The following is a 20,152-nucleotide window of genomic DNA, read 5'->3' as shown; positions in this document are numbered from 1 at the left end:
GACGCTGTCGGCCTGCTGTGTCGCATTCTCCAACCCCGGCGCCGCACCTGCCAGCCGCCGTGTTGCACCCGCGGGGGCCAGTGTTGCGCTTTCCGGGGCCTGCATTGCGTTCTCGGGGGCTCGTTGTGGGGTGACGCCTCGGTGCCGCGCAGGTGGAAGTCCGACTGGTGCAGTACCCAGCCGGGGGTCTTGTTCCCGGCCGAATCGGTGTCGTGCCCGGCCTGTGTGCCGACAGCAGCTTCGCGAACCAGTACCGGACGTAGTCGCGGTTGTCGGACAGGCGCCGGCCGGGGTGCTCGCGGGTCGTCGTGCCCGTGTCCGGTTTCAGCGGGCTCGCCAGCTCAGCTTCAGGACCGACTGGGTGAGTTCGTGGTAGGCGGGGCGGATGTCGTCGGCGTAGCGGGCGGCCTGTTCGCCCCGCGCGGTCGGCACCGGCTCCGGGTCGGTGCCCACGTCGAGCCACGACAGCCGTGCCACGTTGTCCCGCGCCATCGACCACCACCGGCGAGCGCGGTCGGCCATCGCCTCCTCGGCCTCGGCCGCCGCCGTCACGCTCTCCTCCGCCGCCTGGATCTCGGCGTACAGCTGCCGCTCTCGCGCCTGCTCCCACGCGCGCAGCTCCTCGGCCGCCGTGCGCGCCAGCCCGATGATCTCCTTGTACCGCGCCGCCGCCGACGTCGAACCGCCAACGGAACCAGCACCGCCGGCAGTACCGGCACCGCCCGCGCCTTGGGCGTCAGTCATCCGTGTCCTCCTCACGCCGGAACGGGACGACGATCTCCGGGGCCGACAGCGTCGTCCGGTCGAAGAACAGCGCACGGTCCGGCCGGGGCGACCAGTGCACGACCTGCCCGGCCGCCAACGTCGACAGTTCGTTGCCCTGCACGTCCAGCGCTGCCCACGCGCCGATGTCGTCGGTGCCGCCGAACCCCAGTGTGTCCTTGAGCCGCGCCACGCTGCGCCACCAGCCGAGCACGTGCACCCCGCGGGCCGGGCCGTGTTTGAGCAACGCCCGCAGGTGGTCGAGGCCGCTGGACTTGCCGGGCTCCTTCGCCTCCAACGTCGGCAGTGCCGCGTCGACGCCGTAAGCCACCAGGATCCGCCGCTCGGACGACTCCTGCCCGGCCCATACGGACACGAGATCGGTGAGCGTGTCCGTGGTGACGACCTCGGCCTTGTGCCCGCCTGAGGACAGTTCCTCGGCAAGATCCGTCACCGCGGGTGTGCATCGCTCGACCAGGCACGCCAGCGCGAACTCGACATCCCCGGGAGCGCACTGCCGAGCCGTCGACCGCACCGCAGAATCCAGAATGGACACCGCGTCGCGCTGTCCGGTGCCGAGTACCGCGAGATTTCGACCCGGTGCGGCCGACAGTTCGACGGAATGCGCGGTGTCGGCGACGTCGATCGACTGGCCGACGATCGCCTGTGGCCGGTCCGAACGCGACAATGCCGTGTAGGCGGTCGACTCGGTGAGCACGGGTGCGTGGGCGCCGTCGAAGAGTCGCGGGACGCTCGTCGCACCGTAGCGCTGCCACAGCTGTCGTTGCAGTGCAGGGAAAACGCCGCCGGAACTCGCGTCGGGGACGTGGGCGAGGCCGTTACCGTGACCGATTCCCGAGTCGTGGTTGACCACCGCGTGCCAGCGCGGTGCGGCCACCGCCGCCTGATTGCCCTCGGCGAGCACGCGCCGTGCCTTGGGCATCGCGATCCGCAGCGTGCACTGCTCGAACACCGCGGGCTTGCCCCAGAACGCCTCGATACCGGCGATGTCCTGGCTGGCCAGGATCAGGTGGATGCCCTGCGACCGCCCACGGCGCGCGACGTCCTCGAGCAGCGCCGTGGCCAGCGCCGTCACCGAATCGCGCTCGCCGAACAGGTACTGGAACTCGTCGACGACCGCCACGATCCGCGGCCAATGCCCGCCGGGATCCTGCTGCCGCAGCTCCGACAGGGTCGTGACCTCGTGCTCCTTCGCGGCGGCCGAACGGCGGCGCAGCTCGTCGGTGAGGAACCGCAGCAGTGCCAGGCCGAACTCGCGGTCGGTGTTGACGTTCACCCCGACCAGCCGCGCGTGCGGCAGCCAGCTCTCCTCCTTGCGGCCGGGCGCCAGCCCCGCGAACGACACACCTTCCTTGAAGTCCAACAGGTACAGCGACAGCTCGTCCGGCGAGTACCGCGCACACAACGACCCCAGCAGCGCGTACAGGAAGTTCGTCTTTCCGGAACCGCTCGGGCCGCCGATCAGCGCGTGCGGTGTGGCGTCTCCGATGACGACGTCGACCGGCTCACCCTCGTGGAAGCCGACCGGGGCGCGCAGCTCGACCGCCGACGACTCGGTGCCGAACTCGGTCGGAAGCAGATCCTCGAACGTGCGCGGGCCGCCCTGCTTGGCGACGAGCGCCTCGGCGAGCCTGCCTGCGGCGGCCGTCACCTGGCTCGCGGGCAGCGGCGGGTCGAGCCGGACCGCCAGGTCGGGGCCGTTCATGCTCGTCACCGCGGTGCGGTCGGCCGTCACGTGGACGTTCTCCACGGCACCGTCGAGCATCGTCGGCACGTCCACGAGGATCAGCGCCATGCCGGCTTCGAGCGCCCCGCTGGCGACCCGCTTGATGTCGCGGATCTGCTCCGGCTGCAGATCCTCACCGTTGCCGTAGAGCACGCCGATCCGCCACGGTTCGAGGCGTTTGCCGGTCGCCGACCGCATGGCCCGCAACGACACGTGTCCCGCCTGCATCGCGACGCCGTGGATGCGGCGGATGTGGCCCGCGAAGTCGTCGAGCAGATCGACCAGCCGGGTCGGATCGTGCACCGTGACGGCGCTCGTGCGAGTGAGCGCGTAGAAGTTCGGCAGCACACCGGTCAGCTGTCCGATGTCCCACAGGTGGATCTTCACCCCGCCCGGTTCGAACGCCGACAGCACGCGCATCAGCAGCGATTCGACGAGCGCGTCCACGGTGGGCCGGGTGTTCGGCGCCGACGTGATCGACAGGTGGGAGGCGTCGAGCAGCGGCACGGCGACGTCGAACGTCTGCCTGCCCCCGACGTCCACTGTGGATTCGCCGATCCGCCACAGCTCCGGGGAGGACAGGCCGGGATCGGCGCCGACGCGGCCGAGCCATTCGCCGGGTGGCGCCCCCGCAGGCCCGGGTGCGGCCGTGGTGACCAGCTCGCGGAGCCGCCGGGGGCCGTCGGCCCACTCGGCGTAGAACCGGTCCCGGACCGTCGCGAGCTGCTCCACGACACCCGCCATGGCCGGCGTGGTCATGCGCGCGGCGAGTTCCGGGTCGGCGGCCGCCCGCTCCAGCCCGACGCGCACGACCTCCTGTTCGAGTCTGCGCCGGGCGAGTTCCTGCTCGGCGGCCGCGCGGGCGTTGCGCGCGGCACCGAGTGCGAGGCCGATCTGGTGGCGGAGCTGGTCGAGAGCGGTCACGACCCGAGCGCGCTGCTCGCTCTTCTTCCTGCCCATTCGCCTGTTACAACCTTGCTTCGTATTGATTCAGGGCCGATTCGACGTTGCCCAGCTGGGCGATGTGCTCGTCCACCTGGTCGAACGCGCGGGCCAGCGGCGGCGGTAGCCACGGTTCACCCGACGCAGCCGAGCCCGTGCCGCTCTGCACGCTCAGTAGCGCTTTCCGGTACTCCTCGAGCAGTTCTCTGGCGTGCGCGGCCTGTGCGGCGGTGTCGGTGACGCCGGATCGGACGAGGCCCAGCGAGGCGCGGAGTTCGTGTAGTGACATCGCGTGCTGTGGTGCGGCCCGCTCAGAGGCGGGCCGCGTAGCCTTCGGCCGACGAGATGCACGCCTGGATGGTGCTCTGCGTGCCCGTGATGCCCTGGATCGCCTCGGCCATGAGTCCGTGTGCCTGGCTGACGTCCTCCTGCGCACTGCCCTCGGTCGCCATCGCGAGGGTCTGCTGCGCCTCCTCCAGGGTCTGCGCGGCCTGTTGAAGTGCGGCGATGCTGGCGGAAGCCTTCTCGTTCGCGGCGGCGATCCCCGCGCGGATCTCTTCCACTCCGGCCATGGGGCGGGCTCCTAGACATGTTCGGTGTGTGTCGCACACCAACTTAGCGTGACCACACCTCGGCAGGAGTGTGGAGGTCGGTCGAATCCGATGACGCTGAGTGTTCGTCAGCTCTTGCGAATCTCCTTCGCGTGCACGCGCGACGTGCGAACCGCGGGACGGGTCGCGTTCACTCCGTTGACTCAATCGTGAAATCACTTAGCATGGTTATCCTTGATTGATGGGAGAACCCATGGGCGAGTTCGACGCCGTGGTGCGGGGCACCGGGGCCGCGGGGCCGGCCGCGGCCCTGTCGGTGGTCGAGGCCGGAGCTACCGCCGGACGGTCCGCACGACGACGTGGCGCTCCGCATCAGCACCCTCGGCCGTCTCAGGCGGTCCACAGGACGATGTGGACGGATCGGTGTGCACTGTGGATGGAGAGTCGGTCGCACCGCTCTTCGCCGCGGGAAACGCCATGGCAGGGCCCACCGGAATGGTGGACGGCGGGGGCGGGCGGCACACTCGGTCCCGCGCTCGTGTTCGGAAACCGCGCCGGGCGCGCGGCGGCTTCGGGAGGCAGGCGATGACGGAAACGCTCGAACAGCGCATCCAGCGGATCGAGGACAGGACCGCGATCCAGGACCTGGCCGTGCTCTACGGCTACATCATGGACGAACGCGACGAGGACGGCATTCGCAAGCTCTTCTGCGAGGGCGGGACGTTGCGGTCGGCCGACGGAGTGTTCGCCGCGAACGGCATCGATGAGATCGTGACGACCTACCTCGGACGGTTCAAGGCCCTCGGCCCGACGAACCACTTCACGCACGGCCACGTGGTGCGTTTCGACGACAACGACCCGGACGTCGCTCACGGCCAGCTCGCCAGTCACGCCGAGGTCGTCCGTGACGGCAAGGCCATGGTGGTCGCGCTCCGGTACCAGGACGTGTACCGGCGCACCTCGACCGGCTGGCGGTTCGCCGACCGGCTCATGTCGTACATGTACTACACCGAGGTCACCGAGTACGCGAACGTGCTCGGCAAGGAGTTGCGTGTGCGCGCCTACGGCGACGAGCGGCCCGGGGACTGGCCGGAACTGCTCACCAAGGGCCGCCCGCCCACCTGGCTGAAGGACTACCTCCCCTGACCGACCCGCGTGTTGCGCCCTCAGGGGCCCGTGTTGCGGATCCAGGGGGCCGTGTGGCGCTCTCCGGGGTCCGTGCCCGTTGCGGCCCGCCCACGTGTCGGCCGCACCTGCCGGGGTATCCGTATCCGTGATGTGCACGTTCGCGGCGCGGAGGTCGGACCGTGGGACGACGGCGATTCGAGGAGCTGTCCACCGGTGAGCGAAGACGCATCGTGGCCGGGGTGCTGCTGCGGACACTGCTCAGCGCAGGGCTCGTGATCACCGTCTACTACCTCCTGCCACTGGACCGACCGTTCGAAACCGGTCCGTGGCTGCGGTTCGGCATCGCCCTGGTGGGGTTCGGGGTGGCGGTCACCTGGCAGCTCCGGGTCATCGCGGTCTCGGACACGCCGAGACTGAAAGCCACGCAGCTGATCGCCGTCGGCGTTCCGCTGTTGGTCGTGCTCTTCGCCTCCGCCTACGCCGGGCTGGACCGTGCGCAACCGGGAAGCTTCAGCGAGGATCTGGGCCGCACCGATGCGCTGTACTTCACACTCACGGTGTTCGCCACGGTCGGCTTCGGCGACATCGTCCCGGAAACCGAGGGTGCCCGGATACTGACGATGATCCAGATGGCGGTGGGGCTCGTCGTCGTGGGCGTCGCCGCGCGGGCCGTCGTCGGGGCGGTACGGGCTGCGCAGCGCCGCGCGGACGAGGAGTCGCAGGCGTCGCAGGCCGGGCGGGCCGACCGCACGCGGTGACCGAGCTGCGGGCGTGTCCTCGACGTTCGGGCGCCGTCGGCGGGTGCGCTCCACCCGCCACACCGAGCTGCGGCCCTGTCAGCGCGTGCCGTGTCGGGTCGTGGCTCGAATCGCGGGCCTGCGGCCGAGGAGAGCGGCGAGGCGTTCGATCGGGGTGGCCTCCTCGGCTGGGGTGATGGGCTCGTCGTACATCACCCCGCGCAGACGTCGGGGCACGATCGGGGCGCCGAGGCCGAGGCAGCGTTCCGCGACGGGGTCGGCGAACGCCGTCGGCCTGCCGGTCGCGACGGCCAGGTCCCAGCCGTGTGTCACGGTCTCGACGGTGAACCCGCCCGCCGCGGCGGAGGCCGTGCACGCACCCCACGGTGCGCGCACCTCCTCGTCCGGCTCAAGCGTCGCCCACGCTGCGGCGATCTCGTCCGACAACCGCGCGTAGGTCGTCGCGAGGTCGGCGTCGGGAACGTCGGTGACCGCGAACGGAATGTCCCGGGCCGGCGTGCCGAGGGCGGTGCCGAGACCGCGGTGGGCGGTGCCGATCAGGTGTGCCATCAGCGTGCGGACGTCGAGCTCGGCGCAGGGCGTCGGACCGGCGAGCTGTTCGGCATCGGTGCCGGACATGAGCGACACGACCCAACCGCGGGCGTCGGCGTAGTCCTGCAGGCGTTGCCGCAACTCCCGGGTGTCCGAATGCGGAACACGCGGTGCCGAACGCAGGACATGCGCAAGGGAGTGGTCGGCTTGACTCCGGGCCACGACGGCCTCCTTCGCGGTTCGAGTGCAGGACACGCGGTGCCGAGTGCAGGACACGCGGGCCTGAGGGCAGGACATGCGATCGTTCGCAGTGTCGCGCATGCCGCGTCGCGCACGCCTACCACCAGTTGAACGCGGTTTGTGGCGGGTACGGGACGCGGATAGCGTCGCGACCATGGATACGTACCCTCTCGGCCAGTTTCCCGTGCACCGCATCGGGTTCGGTGCGATGCAGCTTCCCGGTCCCGGCGTCATGGGACCACCGCGTGACCACGACGAGGCCGTCGCCGTGCTGCGCCGGGCCGTCGAACTCGGTGTCGACCACATCGACACCGCGCAGTTCTACGGACCGGACGTCGCGAACGAGCTGATCCGCGAGGCGCTGCACCCGTATCCCGAGGGCCTCGTGCTGGCGTCCAAGGTCGGCGCGCTCCGCGACGAGCAGGGCGGATTCGTCGCCGCGCAGCGCCCAGGGCAGTTGCGGGCCGCCGTCGAGGCGAACCTGCGCAGCCTCGGTGTCGACCGGCTCGAAGTCGTGAACCTGCGCCGGATGGACGAGCACGAGCTGGCGGCGGACCAGCTGATTCCCCTGGAGGACCAGCTCGCGGAGATGGTCGCGATGCGTGCGGAGGGCAAGATCGCGGGGATCGGCATCTCGACGGCCACGTACGCCCAGGTGCAGCAGGCCATCGAGCAGGCGGGCATCGTCTGCGTGCAGAACGCGTTCAGCCTCGTCGACAGGGCCGACGCCGACGTGCTGGACCTGTGTCACGGCGCGAACATCGCCTACGTGCCCTACTTCCCGCTCGGTTCGGCGTTCCCGGGCATGCCGAAGGTCACCGACAACGCCGCGGTCAGGGCGGTGGCCGAGCGTGCCGGCGCGTCGCGCGCGCAGGTCGGCCTGGCCTGGCTGCTCGCTCGCCGGGACAACGTGCTGCTGATCCCCGGCACGTCACGCGTGGCGCACCTGGAGGAGAACATGCGGATCGCCGACGTCGCCCTGAGCGAGGCCGACATGGCGGAGCTCGAGGGCGGCGCCTGAGCGAGGATGCCCGGTTGCGTCCCTGCTCGGGGAGGAGGTTCGAACCTGCCGCGGTGACCCTCGGCCGCGCGGCGGGTTTGCCGACTCGGCGAAGCGGGTAGGGCCACCGAGAAGGGAGACATCGTGGCGAGAACGGCGCATTATCGCGCAGCGGACACGGACCACGCGTCCGCGATCACGGTGCGGGACGACCGTGGTGTCCCGGTGACCGAACTCGAACTGCCACAGGGCGGCGACAACCAGCACGACATCGACGGCGAACTGCTCGCAGCCGGTTTCAGCCGCAGCGCCGACTGGGCCAAGGTCGACGACGGATGGGTCGCCCCCGTCGTGCCGGCGGAGTAGGGGTTGCGTCCCCGTCACCGTGAGCTCGACGGTCTCTCCCCCGTTAGTCAGCACCGATCGTGATGTCGTCCCGGCCGGGGCGTCGCCGGAAGGCGTTCCCGGCTCGGCCGGAACGGAAAGGGGCAATCGATGAGCACGGACCGCGAATCGTTGAAGGCGGCGCTGTCCTCGGTCGACTTTCCTGCCAGCAAAGAGACGTTGGTGTCCCATGTAGAGGCCGACAGCGGCCAGACGGACGTGGCCCAGGCGCTGCGTGCGATGCCGCCTGCCGAATACGACAACATCGGTGAGGTCATCCAGTCGGTGTCACTGGAGGAAAGCCGGTCCGACTCGGACAAGGCGCAGCAGGCCCGCCACAACAACGAGTCGTCGCTGGCCGAACACGAAACCGAGGTGCCGTCGAACCCGATCGTCGAGGAACTCGGCGAGAACCGGGGAAGCTGACCACATCGACCGTTCCACGTCCCGCGAGGTGCACACCATGACGTCCGACAACGTCCTGCCTCTTCCCGACTACGACGAGTTGCCGATCGCGAAACTGCAGCACCAGATTCGCGCCCTGTCGTCCGACGACATCGAGACCCTGATCGAACACGAACAGCAGCACGGCAACCGCACGCCCGTGCTGGAGCTGTTGCGGACCCGGCAACAGCAGCTCGCCGAGGGCGCCGAGCCGTCCGGCGGCGACCAATGGGACGGGACCGGAAAGCCGGCGGACACCCCGCACGGCTCACCCGTCTCGCGTGACAGTGCGGCCGGTCCTGGCGCTCCGCTCCGGCACGGTGTCGCGGGTCAGACTCCCGACCGCGACCGGCCGTGACCCCCCCGGGTCGGAACGTGCCGCTGCCCACGGGTGAGAAGGGAGGAACCAGTGATGACCGACGTTCCCCACCAGGACAGTACCGAGCTGGAAGAATTCGTTCGTGCGGTGCAGCAGCGCGCAGGGCTGGAGTCGTACGACGAGGCCCATCAGCTGTGCCGCGCGACCGTGCGGGCCCTGGGCACGTCCGTTTCCGGAGGGCAGGCCAAGCAGCTGGCGCAATGGCTGCCGGACGTACTGGAAGCCGAACTCGGTGACAAGAGCGGACACGCCGAGCGGTTCGACAAGACGAACTTCCTGAACAAGATCGGCGGCGAGACCCACACGGTCGACATGGAAAGCATGGAGCGCCAGGCCTCCGCGGTGCTGTCCGTGCTGCGTTCGTGGGTGCCCGCCGAACAGGTCGACGACACGATCGCCCAGCTCCCCCGCGAGCTGTCGGCGTTGCTGGAATGACGGCCCGCGCGAGCGGCTCGCTGCGGCGGCCCTCGCGCACGCCGACCGCAGTCGAGAACCCCGGGCAGTGAAACGCCGGGTGGGTCGAACGTGACCCACCCGGCGTTTCACCGTCGTTCGGCTGTTCGGAGCCGCTGATCAGTCCTCGGGGTCGTAGCCCAGGTTCGCCGACAACCAGCGCTCGGCCTCGGCCATCGACCAGCCCTTGCGCTGCGCGTAGTCCTCGACCTGGTCACGGCCCAGCCGGCCCACCACGAAGTACCGCGACTCCGGGTGGCTGAAGTAGAAGCCGGACACGGCCGCGCCCGGCCACATCGCCATGGACTCGGTGAGTTCGATGCCGGTGGTGTTCTTGACGTCGAGCAGCTCCCACAGCGTCTGCTTCTCGGTGTGCTCCGGGCACGCCGGGTAGCCCGGCGCGGGACGGATGCCGTCGTACTTCTCCTTGATCAGGCCGACGTTGTCCAGCTCCTCGTCGGGCGCGTAGCCCCAGAACTCCTTGCGCACGCGCTCGTGCATCCGCTCGGCGAAGGCCTCGGCGAGCCGGTCGGCCAGCGACTCGAGCAGGATCGCGTTGTAGTCGTCGAGGTTCTCCTTGAACTCGGCGATCTTCTGCTGCGTGCCCAGGCCCGTGGTCACGGCGAAGCCGCCGACCCAGTCCTGCAGCCCGGTCTCCTTCGGCGCGACGAAGTCGCCGATGGAGCGGTTCGGGACGCCTTCGCGGTGCTCGCCCTGCTGTCGCAGGTTGAACAGCGTCGTCAGCTTCTCGCCGCGCTGCTCGTCGGCGTAGAGCTCGATGTCGTCGCCGACCGCGTTGGCGGGGAAGAAGCCGATGACGCCGTTGGCGGTCAGCCACTTCTCCTCGGTCAGCTTGTCGAGCATGGCCTGCGCGTCGTCGTACAGCTTGCGCGCGGTCTCACCGGTCGACGGGTTGTTGAGGATGTCGGGGAACGAACCCTTCATCTCCCACGCGTTGAAGAACGGCTGCCAGTCGATGTAGTCCCGCAGCTCGGCGAGGTCGTAGTCCTCCAGCACGTGGATGCCCGGCTTGGCGGGCGTCGGCGGCGTGTACGACGACCAGTCGATCGGGGTGCGGTTCTCCCGCGCCTGCTCGAGGCTGATCAACGGTTTGCCCTGCTTGTTCGAGTGACGGGTGCGCAGCGCGTCGTAGTCGGCCTGCACCTCGGCCATCAGCGTCTCGCGCTGCTCGTCGTGCAGCAGCGAGGCCACGACCGGCACCGAACGGGAGGCGTCCTTGACCCACACCACGGGGCCGTCGTACTTGCGGTCGACCTTGACGGCCGTGTGGGCACGCGAGGTGGTGGCGCCGCCGAGCAGCAGCGGCACGTCGAACTCCTGGCGCTGCATCTCGGAGGCGAAGTTGACCATCTCGTCCAGCGACGGGGTGATCAGGCCGGACAGGCCGATCACGTCGGCCTGGTGCTCCTTGGCGGCGTCCAGGATCTGCTGGGCGGGCACCATCACGCCGAGGTCGATGACCTCGTAGTTGTTGCACTGCAGCACCACGCCGACGATGTTCTTGCCGATGTCGTGGACGTCGCCCTTCACGGTCGCCAGCACGACGGTGCCGTTGGTGTCCTTCTCGCCGGTGGTGCCGGCGTCGGCCTTCTCCTGCTCGATGAACGGGATCAGGTAGGCCACGGCCTTCTTCATCACCCGGGCGCTCTTGACCACCTGGGGCAGGAACATCTTGCCCGCGCCGAACAGATCGCCGACGACGTTCATGCCGTCCATCAGCGGCCCCTCGATGACCTCGATCGGGCGACCGTTGCGCTGTTGGATCTCGAGGCGCAGCTCCTCGGTGTCGTCCTCGACGTAGGCATCGATGCCCTTCACGAGCGCGTGGCTGATCCGTTCGGCAACCGGCAGCTCGCGCCACTCGTCCGCGGACTCTTCGGTGGCCGTGCCGTCGCCCCTGTACTGCTCGGCGAGCTCCAGCAGCTGCTCGGTCGCGGCCTGGGAATCGTCGGTGCGGTTGAGAATGACGTCCTCGATGGCGTCCCGCAGGTCGGGCGCCACCTCGTCGTAGACGGCGAGCGCGCCGGCGTTGACGATTCCCATGTCCAGGCCCGCGTCGATCGCGTGGTACAGGAAGACCGCGTGGATCGCCTCGCGCACGGTGTTGTTACCGCGGAAGGAGAACGAGACGTTGGAGATGCCGCCGGAGATCTTCGCCTCGGGCAGGTTCTCCTTGATCCAGCGGGCGCCCTCGATGAAGTCCACGCCGTAGGTGGCGTGTTCCTCGATGCCCGTCGCGACCGCGAACACGTTCGGGTCGAAGACGATGTCCTCGCGGGGAAAGCCGACCCGGTCGACGAGGATGTCGTAGGCGCGCTTGCAGATCTCCTTGCGGCGTTCGAGGTTGTCCGCCTGCCCGTCCTCGTCGAAGGCCATCACGACGACGGCAGCGCCGTACTTCTTGCAGAGTTCGGCCTGCTGGATGAACTCGTCCTCGCCCGCCTTGAGCGAGATCGAGTTGACGATCGGCTTGCCCTGGATGTTCTTCAGGCCTGCCTCGATGACCTCCCACTTGGAGGAGTCGACCATGATCGGCACGCGGCTGATGTCGGGCTCGGAGGCGATCAGCTTGAGGAAGCGATCCATCGCCTCGACGCCGTCGATCATGCCCTCGTCCATGTTGACGTCGATGACCTGCGCGCCGTTCTCCACCTGCTGCAGGGCCACCGACAGGGCGGTGTCGTAGTCGCTGTCCTTGATCAGCTTGCGGAACCGGGCCGAGCCGGTGATGTTGGTCCGCTCGCCGATGTTGACGAACAGCGACGAGTTGTCGACGTTGAAGGGCTCAAGGCCCGACAGCCGCATCGCGGCCGCGGGCTCGGCGGGCTTGCGAGGCGAGAGCCCCTTGGCCGCGTCGGCGATGGCGCCGATGTGGGCCGGTGTCGTGCCGCAGCAACCGCCGAGCACGTTGACCAGGCCTGATTCGGCGAACTCGCGGACAACCGGCGCCATCTGCTCGGGCGTCTCGTCGTACTCGCCGAACGCGTTGGGCAGGCCGGCGTTGGGGTAGCAGTGCACGAAGCAGTCGGCGATGCGGCTGAGCTCGGCGGCGTACTGCCGCATCTCGGCGGCACCGAGCGCGCAGTTCAGGCCGATCAGCAGCGGCTTGATGTGCCGGACCGAGTTCCAGAACGCCTCGGTGGTCTGACCCGACAGCGTGCGGCCGGAGGCGTCGGTGATGGTGCCCGAGATCATGACCGGCCAGCGGCGGCCGCGCTCCTCGAAAAGGGTCTCGAGCGCGAAGATGCACGCCTTCGCGTTGAGGGTGTCGAAGATCGTCTCGATCAGCAGCAGGTCGGCGCCGCCGTCCACGAGGCCGTTCGCCTGCTGCAGGTATGCCGTCACCAGCTCGTCGTAGGAGACGTTGCGGGCGCCGGGGTCGTTGACGTCCGGGGAGATCGACGCCGTGCGGTTCGTCGGGCCCATCGCGCCCGCCACGAACCGGGGCTTGTCCGGGGTCGCGAACTCGTCGGCCGCCGCGCGGGCCACCCGAGCGCCCTCGTAGTTCAGCTCGTAGACCAGCTCCTGCATCTCGAAGTCGGCCTGCGCGATCGTCGTCGCGCTGAACGTGTTGGTCTCGACGATGTCGGCGCCGGCCTCGAGGAACTGGCGCGTGATGCCGCCGATCAGGTCAGGCTGGGTCAGCACCAGCAGGTCACTGTTGCCCTTGACGTCGCAGCCCCAGTCGGCGAAGCGTTCGCCGCGGTACTCGGCCTCGCCGGGCGACTCCTGCTGAATCATCGTGCCCATCGCACCGTCGATGATCAGGATCTGCTCACGCAGGAGCGCAGTGAGCTCGTCGGTGCGGTCTGGCTGGATGTTGCTCATGCCCTGCCTTCCTTGTCGGAAGGCGTCCTTGGTGGTTCACGCCGAGCGTGGCGGGACGGCCCCTGGCGATGGCCGACCCGTTGCAACGCCTCTCGGCACACCCCAGCTTAAAGCGTGCCCGGCCGTTGGTCGCGAGCGTTTTGCGAGGAAGCTCACCGCTCGGTTGACCTCGGCCGCTCGATTCGCCATGAACGTGCGGCCGCTCGGGGCCGGTTCCGCATGGTCGGGAACGGCCGGCGACGAGCGGAAACGGCTGGGCACGGCTGGGCACGGCTGGGAACGGCTGGGAACGAAAACGCCGGGCAGCCCCAGTGGGGCCGCCCGGCGTTCGCGGTTGGCGGAGGATACGGGATTCGAACCCGTGAGGGCTATTAACCCAACACGATTTCCAATCGTGCGCCTTAGGCCGCTCGGCCAATCCTCCGCGGAAAAGGGTACAGGACCGCGAGCGACGGCTGATAGCGGGTCTGAGCTGCGGCAACTGCGACTCCTGTGCCACCCGTGGCGGGGCCGTGGCGGGGCAGTGATGGCGCGCGCGATGGCGGAGGCGGGGGCCTCGCCGTCGGTCTCGCCGGCCCGCCCGATCTGCCGATCGGACCAGGTGCTTCGGCCGGTCGGGGGTGGTCGGCGGTTAGGCCGGTCGGGTGGTCATGTGGGTGGGCCGTCGGCGCCGAGCAGCGGCAGGCACGGCTCCAGGCCGTCGATGGTGACGTCGACGGTCCGGTGGCGCTCCCATGCCTCTCGGGTCAGCACGAAGCGGTGGCCGGTGCGGCAGCGGCCACCGACGGCGTGGCGGGCGGTGCCGTCGTCGGCGTAGCCGAGCCTGCGGGACACGCCCGCCGACGCGGGGTTGCCGTCGAACGACTCGGAACGTGCGATCTCGGCGCCCAGTCCGGCGAACGCCAGGTGCAGCACCGCGGCGCGCATCTCGGTGCCGATGCCCTTGCCCTGGTGGTCACGCCCGAGCCAGGAACCGCTGCCGACCTCGAGGGTGACGGAGAACTCGGCGGCGTTGAGCCCCTGTGTGCCGACGACGGTGCCGCCGGACAGCACGGTCAGCGGCAGTGTCCACTTGTCAGGGCCGAGCTCGCCGCGGGCGCGGTAGTGGTGCTGCACGACGGAGCGGGCGACGACATCGGGCGGTGCATCCGTGAACGGATGCAGGAACGGCATCGTGTCCGGCTCGTGGATGCCACCCGCGGCGAGTTCGGCGAGCGCGGCCAGCTGGTCGTCGTCCGGTAAGCGCAGTTCGAGCCGCGGGGTGCGCACGCGCAACCCCAGGAGCGGGAAGTGGTCGGCCAGCATGCCGCCAGTATCGCCGCCCCGTCGACCGCTTTCCGCCGGAAACGCACCGTGACCACCCCGCGTGCGGACGAGTCCTCCGCGCGCCCCCAAGGGCACTTTGGTTGCACTCAACGCGACCATTCTTCCCCTGATCTTGCTGCTGCGGAAAGCCGTCCAACGCCATGCGCGAGGGGAAGTTCTGTCGCACTCAACGCAACCAAGGTGCCCTTGGGGGCATTCACGGCCCCGCGGGGCGGTTACTCAGCGTGGGGGTGTCGACGTGAGGTTGGCGAAGCTCTCCACGTCGTCCCTGCGGCCCGCCACGACGAGGAGGTCGTGGCGCTCGACCACGCTTTCCTGGGTGGCGTACGTGAAGTTCTCGCCGGGTCGCTTGATGCCCACGACCGTGACGCCGTATCGCTTGCGGATCGACGTCTGCCCCAGCGGCACGCCCAGCACCTCGTCGGGCGCCGTCGTCTTGACGAGCGCGTAGTCGTCCTCGAACTCGATGTAGTCCAGCATCCGCCCCGTCACGAGGTGCGCCACGCGTTCACCCATGTCGTGTTCGGGCAGGACGACGTGGTGCGCGCCGACGCGTTCGAGGATCCGCCGGTGCCGCCGGTTGGTGGCCTTCGCCCAGATGCTGGGGATGTCGAAGTCGGCCAGCACCGACGTCGTCAGGATGCTCGCCTCCATGTCGTCGCCGATGCTGACGACGGCGCGTTCGAAGTCCGGCACGCCGAGCTGGACCAGCGCGTCCGGATCCGTCGTGTCGGCGACGGCCGCGTGGGTCAACTCGTCGGCGAAGTGCTGCACGAGCTTCGGATCGCGATCCAGTCCGAGCACCTCGAACCCGCTCGCGATCAGTTCCAGCGCCAGCGAGGCGCCGAACCTGCCGAGCCCGATGACGACGACCCGGCTGGCGTCCTTCGACGTCCGCGCCGCGCTCCTGTCCGACCACCTAGCCAACGATCGGCCTTTCCTCCGGAAGTTCGTACCGACGTGAACGGTCCCGCAGCGCCAGCGCCGACGCCAGCGTGATCGGGCCGACGCGTCCCAGGAACATGAGCAGTGACAGCACGAGGTCTCCTGCCGTGCCCACGTCGGCTGTGATGCCGGTGGACAGTCCGACCGTCGCGAACGCCGACACGACCTCGAACAGCACCTGCTCCAGCCGGAACGGCGTGAGCGCCAGCAGCGCCAGCGTGCTCAGCATGACTGCCGCGACGCTGAGCAGCACCACCGTCAGCGCCTGCCGCTGCACCAGCGCCGGGATCTTGCGGCCGAAGGCGTGCACCGACGGTTCACCCTTGATCTCCGAGTAGATGACGAACGCCAGCAGCGCGAACGTCGTCACCTTGATGCCGCCCGCCGTGCCCGCACTGCCGCCGCCGATGAACATCAGGATGTCGGTGACCAGCAGGGTTCCCGATTCCATCTCGCCGACGTCGACGCTGTTGAACCCGGCCGTCCGCGGCATCGCCCCGTGGAACGCACCGGCCAGCAGCTTGCCCGCGGCACCGAAGCCGCCGAGCGTCTCCGGATTGTTCCACTCGGCGATGGTGATCACCACGATGCCGATGCCCAGCAGCACGCTCGTCGTCAGCAGCGTCAGCTTCGCGTGCATCGACCAGCGCCGGACCGCCTCGCCGCGGCGGCGCGGACGCCGATGCCGCCACAGTTCCAGCCACACCGGGAAGCCCAGGCCGCCTGCCAGCATGGCGAGCATGATCGGCAGGCAGATCCAGGCGTCGGTGGCGAACCCCATGAGGCTGTCGCTGTAGAGGGCGAATCCCGCGTTGTTGAACGCCGAGATCGCGTGGAAGACCCCGTGGTAGGCCGCGCGCCCCGCCTCGTAGCCGTAGCCGGTGGCGAACCTGAGCGCCAGCAGGGCCGCGACGACCAGCTCCAGCAGCAGCGACACCGTGATGACGCCGCGCACCACACGCCGCACGTCACCGAGGTCGAGAGCCTTCGTCTCGGCCTGCGCCGTCAGCCGCATCCGCAGCCCGAACCGCCGCGACACGAGCAGTCCCAGCAGGGACGCCGTCGTCATGATGCCGATGCCGCCGAGCTGGATCAGCGCCAGGATGACGAGCTGGCCGAACGTCGACCAGTGCTCGGGGGTGTCCACGACGATCAGCCCGGTGACACACAGCGCCGACACCGACGTGAACAGCGCGTCGACCAGTCCGGTGGCCTCACCCTGTCGGGCGGCGATCGGCAGCGCGAGCAGGACCGTGCCGCACGCGACGGCGACCGCGAACCCCGCGACGACCACGCGTGCCGGCTGCCGCCAGCTCGGCAGCAGGCGGCGGAGTAACCGCCCGGTCACCTCACGCGGGGTGTTCGGGACGGCCGTCGGCCGCCCACTCGGTGTGGAACACGCCGCCGGAGTCGACGCGGCGGTAGGTGTGGGCGCCGAAGAAGTCGCGCTGCCCCTGGACCAGTGCCGCGGGCAGCCGCTCGGCGCGCAGCGCGTCGTAGTAGGCCAGCGCGGTCGAGAAGCCCGGTGTGGGGATGCCGAGCCGCACCGCGGTCTGAACCACGGACCGCCACGAGTCCTGGGCGTCCTCGACGGCCTTGCGGAACCCGCCGCTGGTCAGCAGCGTCGGCAGCCCCGGTTCCGCGGCGTAGGCGGCGCGGATGTCGTCGAGGAAACGCGCGCGGATGATGCACCCGCCCCGCCAGATCGAGGCGACCCTGCCCAGGTCGATGTCCCAGCCGTACTCGGCTCCACCCGCGAGGATCTGGTTGAAACCCTGCGCGTAGGCGACCACCTTGGAGGCGTACAGCGCTTGCTCGACGTCGTCGGCGAATCGCTCCGCGTCGGAACCGGACAGCGGGGCGCGGGTCGGACCTGCCAGGCCGCGCGCGGCCGAGCGCAGATCGGCGTGGCCGGACAGCGACCTGGCGAACGTCGCCTCGGCGATACCCGTGATCGGCTCGCCGAGGTCGAGTCCGATCTGGACCGTCCACCGCCCGGTGCCCTTCTGCTCGGCCTGATCGGCCACGACGTCGACGAACGGCTTGCCCGTCGCGGCGTCGGTGTGGCCGAGGACCTCGGCGGTGATCTCGATCAGGTAGGACTCGAGCCGGCCGGTGTTCCACGTGCGGAAGACGTCGGCGATCTGCGCCGGCTCGTACCCGAGCGCGCCGCGGAGCAGGTCGAACGACTCCGCGATCAGCTGCATGTCGGAGTACTCGATGCCGTTGTGGACCATCTTGACGAAGTGGCCCGCACCGTCGGGGCCGATGTGGGCGGCACACGGCTCACCGTCCACGTGCGCCGAGATGCTCTCCAGCAGCGGTCCGAGCGATTCGTACGACTCGGCGGAACCACCCGGCATGATGCTCGGCCCGTGCAGCGCGCCCTCCTCGCCGCCGGACACTCCGGTGCCGACGAAGTGCAGACCACGCTCCCGCAGGGCGGCTTCGCGACGGCGGGTGTCGGCGAAGTGGGCGTTACCCGCGTCGACGATCACGTCACCCTCGTCGAGCAGCGGCGCGAACTCCTCGATCACGGCGTCCGTCGGATCGCCGGCCTTGACCATGACGACCAGCTTGCGCGGGCGCTCCAATGCGTCGACGAACTCGCGTGCCGAGGACGTGGGCACGAAGTCACCTTCGTCGCCGAACTGCTCGACCAGTTCCCTGGTGCGCGTTTCGGAGCGGTTGTGCAGGGCCACGGTGTGCCCGCGGCGAGCGAGATTACGGGCCAGATTCCGCCCCATCACGGCGAGTCCGGTCACGCCGATGTCGGCCTTCTTCGTCATGCGGCCAACCCTACGCCGACCTCCTGCTTTGGGGCAGCGGCGAGAAAAGGTAACGTTCGTCCCGCCATGGCAAGCACCGTGACCTCTCGCCGCAAGCAACTCGGCAACGAGTTGCGGCATGCGCGTACCAATTCGGGGATGACGCAGCAGCAGGTGGCTGCGATCCTCGGCTGCACGCAGGGCAAGGTCAACAAGATCGAGTCGGGCGCCGTCGGAGCGAAACTCGGCGATGTCCGGACCATGATCGATGCCTACGGCGTCTCCGGTGAGGAGGCGGACACGCTGCTGAACCTCGCGCGTGCCGCAGCCGGGCAGCGGGGCCACTGGTCCGGCTACCGCTCCGTGGTGCCGCACTGGTTCCGCACCTTCACCGACCTGGAACCAGCGGCCGCGGAGATCATGACGTGGCACGGTGAGCGCATCCCGGGGCCGTTGCAGTCCGAGCACTACATGCTCAAGCAGTTCACCGAGTTCGGCTCGAGCGACATCACCTCGCTCGTGCGCGCCCGCCTCGACCGCAAGGCCGTCTTCGACCAGGAACAGCCGCCGTACTACCGGTTCATCCTGTCCGAATCGGCGTTGCGCAGGGCGCCCGGCGGACGCTCACCCGGCGTGATGCTCGACCAGATGGAACACCTGCTCGAGCTGGAACGCCGCACCCGCGTGTACATCCACGTGCTGCCGTTCGACGCGAAGCTCGCCGCGGTGCCCAACGACTTCACGATCATGCGCTTCCCCGACCGCACCCGCGACTTCGTCTACGTCGAACACTCCGCAGGCGGCATCTACCTCGACGACATGAAGGACTTCCAGATCTTCGTCGACTCCTGGGACCGCCTGCGCGGTGCCGCGCTGGAACGGGGCGAGACGCGGGAGTTCGTCCAGGAGATGGCGGCGCACTACCGCACTCAGCTGGTCACCTGAGGCACCGCCGAGCGGGTGGCGGTGGCTCGCCGGGATCGGCACGTTCGTCGTCCTGCCGGAGGTCGACGTGGATGCGGAGCGGGCGGTCGGTGCTGCCGAGGCACGGGCCGCGTGCCCGCAACCGGGACGCGGTGCGGCGAGGTGTGGTGCGCCGTCGGCGGGCGAAGGACGTCGCGGCGCTAGACCGGCCGGAACGCGAGGCCTGCCGGAAGGTCGATCAGAGGCGGGCGACGTACCGCGAGGTGAGCCTGCGGTCGTCCGGGGAGTCGCCGTGCTCTCGCGGGCGGCGGCTGACGAGACCCGGCCCGAACCGACGGGGTTTGCGCGGCGAGGGCAGTGCGGGCACGGCGTGATCGGTGAGGTCGGGGACGTCCGGCTCCGGTGTCTGTGTGCTCGAGCCGGTCATCTCCAGTCGTACGGCCATATGTACTCCAACCCCAGAGAGCACGCGGTGGGCGTGCGCGCGGACTTGTGGTTCGCCTCTCAGCGAGCGGGCCGGGGTCGACCTGCCGCCGAGCGTTAGGAATAATCCTAGGAGGGGATTAATCACGGTGTCGACCGGCGTTCGTGAAGTTCCCACGGATGGACGCACGCTTTTGTCGGTTCGACGTCTGGACACAGGGATAAACCGGAGCAGTGATACGAAATCGGGCCACCTCGGTGGCCAGGTGTCGACGTTGCGCCGGTACGGAGGTAGAGATGGCCGACCGCACAGTGGAGACGGATTATTACGACCCGGCAACCGTTGTAAGCCGGTTCGACCCGATCGGATGGCAGAAGTCGTTCGCGAGTGAACCCAACGGTGGAAACTGCGTGGAGGTCAACTTCGGCGACACGGACGGCGGCGGCAACGTCGGCGTCCGGGACACCAAGCTCGACGACAGTCCCGTCTTCATGTTCACCAGGGGCGAATGGCAGGCGTTCGTCACGGCAGTGAAGGCAGGTCAGTTCGACCTGCCCGCCTGAACGCCGGGCCGTCGCCGGCCGGCCGGGCCGGCCG

Annotated in this window: 20 protein-coding genes, 1 tRNA gene and 1 riboswitch; of the genes, 9 read left to right on the top strand and 12 right to left on the bottom strand. The window is 69.4% G+C overall.

Annotated features, from left to right (window positions below):
• Positions 1 to 324: 324 nt before the first annotated feature.
• The 4 genes from LY12_RS15195 to LY12_RS15180 are packed head-to-tail and all read right to left on the bottom strand — an operon-like array spanning position 325 to position 4,023.
• On the bottom strand, positions 325 to 744 hold the full coding sequence (locus LY12_RS15195; protein WP_253857106.1) for a hypothetical protein: 420 nt from the start codon (positions 742 to 744) through the stop codon (positions 325 to 327).
• A complete protein-coding gene (locus tag LY12_RS15190; RefSeq protein WP_253857105.1) occupies positions 737 to 3,469 on the bottom strand; it encodes an FtsK/SpoIIIE domain-containing protein in 2,733 nt (910 codons plus the stop codon). Before LY12_RS15190 ends, LY12_RS15195 begins: the two co-directional genes overlap by 8 nt.
• Before the next feature lie 7 nt (positions 3,470 to 3,476).
• Entirely contained in the window at positions 3,477 to 3,740 is a 264-nt protein-coding gene (locus LY12_RS15185) for a hypothetical protein (RefSeq protein WP_253857103.1), read from the bottom strand.
• A 22-nt stretch (positions 3,741 to 3,762) separates the two neighbouring features.
• Positions 3,763 to 4,023: a hypothetical protein gene (locus LY12_RS15180; RefSeq protein ID WP_253857102.1), complete on the bottom strand. Its 261-nt coding sequence runs from the start codon at positions 4,021 to 4,023 to the stop codon at positions 3,763 to 3,765.
• A 564-nt stretch (positions 4,024 to 4,587) separates the two neighbouring features.
• Between LY12_RS15180 and LY12_RS15175 the strand changes: the two genes are divergently transcribed.
• Positions 4,588 to 5,148, top strand: coding sequence for a nuclear transport factor 2 family protein (locus tag LY12_RS15175; RefSeq protein WP_253857100.1), 561 nt, complete (start codon positions 4,588 to 4,590; stop codon positions 5,146 to 5,148).
• 161 nt (positions 5,149 to 5,309) lie between these two features.
• The gene (locus tag LY12_RS15170; RefSeq protein ID WP_253857098.1) at positions 5,310 to 5,888 is read left to right on the top strand and encodes a potassium channel family protein; all 579 of its coding nucleotides are present in this window, start codon (positions 5,310 to 5,312) and stop codon (positions 5,886 to 5,888) included.
• Between the two features lie 78 nt (positions 5,889 to 5,966).
• On the opposite strand, the gene LY12_RS15165 is transcribed toward LY12_RS15170, so the two are convergent.
• A complete protein-coding gene (locus LY12_RS15165; protein WP_253857096.1) occupies positions 5,967 to 6,641 on the bottom strand; it encodes a TIGR03086 family metal-binding protein in 675 nt (224 codons plus the stop codon).
• Between the two features lie 172 nt (positions 6,642 to 6,813).
• Between LY12_RS15165 and LY12_RS15160 the strand changes: the two genes are divergently transcribed.
• The 5 genes from LY12_RS15160 (at position 6,814) to LY12_RS15140 (ending at position 9,301) form a co-directional block, all read left to right on the top strand.
• Positions 6,814 to 7,680: an oxidoreductase gene (locus LY12_RS15160; protein WP_253857094.1), complete on the top strand. Its 867-nt coding sequence runs from the start codon at positions 6,814 to 6,816 to the stop codon at positions 7,678 to 7,680.
• A 123-nt stretch (positions 7,681 to 7,803) separates the two neighbouring features.
• Positions 7,804 to 8,025 (top strand): hypothetical protein, encoded by a 222-nt coding sequence (locus LY12_RS15155; RefSeq protein ID WP_253857092.1) that lies wholly within the window; start codon positions 7,804 to 7,806, stop codon positions 8,023 to 8,025.
• Positions 8,026 to 8,154: 129 nt separating this feature from the next.
• Complete coding sequence (locus LY12_RS15150; protein WP_253857090.1) at positions 8,155 to 8,469, top strand: DUF2795 domain-containing protein; 315 nt, start codon at positions 8,155 to 8,157, stop codon at positions 8,467 to 8,469.
• 37 nt (positions 8,470 to 8,506) lie between these two features.
• The gene (locus LY12_RS15145; RefSeq protein ID WP_253857088.1) at positions 8,507 to 8,845 is read left to right on the top strand and encodes a DUF8129 domain-containing protein; all 339 of its coding nucleotides are present in this window, start codon (positions 8,507 to 8,509) and stop codon (positions 8,843 to 8,845) included.
• A gap of 54 nt (positions 8,846 to 8,899) precedes the next feature.
• Positions 8,900 to 9,301, top strand: coding sequence for a DUF2267 domain-containing protein (locus LY12_RS15140; protein WP_253857086.1), 402 nt, complete (start codon positions 8,900 to 8,902; stop codon positions 9,299 to 9,301).
• A gap of 138 nt (positions 9,302 to 9,439) precedes the next feature.
• Here LY12_RS15140 and metH read toward each other — a convergent pair whose 3' ends face one another.
• The 6 genes from metH to gnd form a co-directional block, all read right to left on the bottom strand.
• The gene (gene metH / locus LY12_RS15135; protein ID WP_253857085.1) at positions 9,440 to 13,168 is read right to left on the bottom strand and encodes a methionine synthase; all 3,729 of its coding nucleotides are present in this window, start codon (positions 13,166 to 13,168) and stop codon (positions 9,440 to 9,442) included.
• A 13-nt stretch (positions 13,169 to 13,181) separates the two neighbouring features.
• A riboswitch (S-adenosyl-L-homocysteine riboswitch) is annotated at positions 13,182 to 13,268 on the bottom strand.
• Between the two features lie 235 nt (positions 13,269 to 13,503).
• Positions 13,504 to 13,592 (bottom strand) — tRNA-Ser (locus LY12_RS15130).
• Between the two features lie 224 nt (positions 13,593 to 13,816).
• Entirely contained in the window at positions 13,817 to 14,473 is a 657-nt protein-coding gene (locus tag LY12_RS15125; RefSeq protein ID WP_253857084.1) for a GNAT family N-acetyltransferase, read from the bottom strand.
• 240 nt (positions 14,474 to 14,713) lie between these two features.
• Positions 14,714 to 15,421, bottom strand: a complete 708-nt coding sequence (locus LY12_RS15120; protein ID WP_253857083.1) for a potassium channel family protein — start codon at positions 15,419 to 15,421, stop codon at positions 14,714 to 14,716.
• Complete coding sequence (locus LY12_RS15115; protein ID WP_253857082.1) at positions 15,414 to 16,787, bottom strand: TrkH family potassium uptake protein; 1,374 nt, start codon at positions 16,785 to 16,787, stop codon at positions 15,414 to 15,416. Before LY12_RS15115 ends, LY12_RS15120 begins: the two co-directional genes overlap by 8 nt.
• A gap of 1 nt (position 16,788) precedes the next feature.
• On the bottom strand, positions 16,789 to 18,228 hold the full coding sequence (gene gnd / locus LY12_RS15110; RefSeq protein WP_253857081.1) for an NADP-dependent phosphogluconate dehydrogenase: 1,440 nt from the start codon (positions 18,226 to 18,228) through the stop codon (positions 16,789 to 16,791).
• A 66-nt stretch (positions 18,229 to 18,294) separates the two neighbouring features.
• Between gnd and LY12_RS15105 the strand changes: the two genes are divergently transcribed.
• Entirely contained in the window at positions 18,295 to 19,152 is an 858-nt protein-coding gene (locus LY12_RS15105; RefSeq protein ID WP_253857080.1) for a helix-turn-helix domain-containing protein, read from the top strand.
• A gap of 217 nt (positions 19,153 to 19,369) precedes the next feature.
• Here LY12_RS15105 and LY12_RS15100 read toward each other — a convergent pair whose 3' ends face one another.
• Entirely contained in the window at positions 19,370 to 19,576 is a 207-nt protein-coding gene (locus tag LY12_RS15100) for a hypothetical protein (RefSeq protein WP_253857078.1), read from the bottom strand.
• A gap of 275 nt (positions 19,577 to 19,851) precedes the next feature.
• On the opposite strand from LY12_RS15100, the gene LY12_RS15095 reads away from it, so the two are divergent.
• Complete coding sequence (locus LY12_RS15095; RefSeq protein WP_253857076.1) at positions 19,852 to 20,118, top strand: DUF397 domain-containing protein; 267 nt, start codon at positions 19,852 to 19,854, stop codon at positions 20,116 to 20,118.
• The last annotated feature ends 34 nt before the right edge of the window (positions 20,119 to 20,152 follow it).

Source organism: Prauserella alba (assembly GCF_024171735.1).
GTDB lineage: Bacteria > Actinomycetota > Actinomycetes > Mycobacteriales > Pseudonocardiaceae > Prauserella > Prauserella alba.
Note: the sequence above shows the minus strand (reverse complement) of the source record. Positions and strands in the feature narration are given on the sequence as shown.

Excerpts from the sequence above, each read along its gene's own strand:
- LY12_RS15185 (WP_253857103.1), bottom strand. The coding sequence starts at position 3,740 with ATGTCACTACACGAACTCCGCGCCTCGCTGGGCCTCGTCCGATCCGGC.
- LY12_RS15190 (WP_253857105.1), bottom strand. The coding sequence starts at position 3,469 with ATGGGCAGGAAGAAGAGCGAGCAGCGCGCTCGGGTCGTGACCGCTCTC.
- LY12_RS15150 (WP_253857090.1), top strand. The coding sequence starts at position 8,155 with ATGAGCACGGACCGCGAATCGTTGAAGGCGGCGCTGTCCTCGGTCGAC.
- LY12_RS15105 (WP_253857080.1), top strand. The coding sequence starts at position 18,295 with ATGGCAAGCACCGTGACCTCTCGCCGCAAGCAACTCGGCAACGAGTTG.
- LY12_RS15140 (WP_253857086.1), top strand. The coding sequence starts at position 8,900 with ATGACCGACGTTCCCCACCAGGACAGTACCGAGCTGGAAGAATTCGTT.
- metH (WP_253857085.1), bottom strand. The coding sequence starts at position 13,168 with ATGAGCAACATCCAGCCAGACCGCACCGACGAGCTCACTGCGCTCCTG.
- LY12_RS15175 (WP_253857100.1), top strand. The coding sequence starts at position 4,588 with ATGACGGAAACGCTCGAACAGCGCATCCAGCGGATCGAGGACAGGACC.
- LY12_RS15145 (WP_253857088.1), top strand. The coding sequence starts at position 8,507 with ATGACGTCCGACAACGTCCTGCCTCTTCCCGACTACGACGAGTTGCCG.
- LY12_RS15180 (WP_253857102.1), bottom strand. The coding sequence starts at position 4,023 with ATGGCCGGAGTGGAAGAGATCCGCGCGGGGATCGCCGCCGCGAACGAG.
- LY12_RS15125 (WP_253857084.1), bottom strand. The coding sequence starts at position 14,473 with ATGCTGGCCGACCACTTCCCGCTCCTGGGGTTGCGCGTGCGCACCCCG.
- LY12_RS15195 (WP_253857106.1), bottom strand. The coding sequence starts at position 744 with ATGACTGACGCCCAAGGCGCGGGCGGTGCCGGTACTGCCGGCGGTGCT.
- LY12_RS15095 (WP_253857076.1), top strand. The coding sequence starts at position 19,852 with ATGGCCGACCGCACAGTGGAGACGGATTATTACGACCCGGCAACCGTT.
- LY12_RS15160 (WP_253857094.1), top strand. The coding sequence starts at position 6,814 with ATGGATACGTACCCTCTCGGCCAGTTTCCCGTGCACCGCATCGGGTTC.
- LY12_RS15100 (WP_253857078.1), bottom strand. The coding sequence starts at position 19,576 with ATGGCCGTACGACTGGAGATGACCGGCTCGAGCACACAGACACCGGAG.
- gnd (WP_253857081.1), bottom strand. The coding sequence starts at position 18,228 with ATGACGAAGAAGGCCGACATCGGCGTGACCGGACTCGCCGTGATGGGG.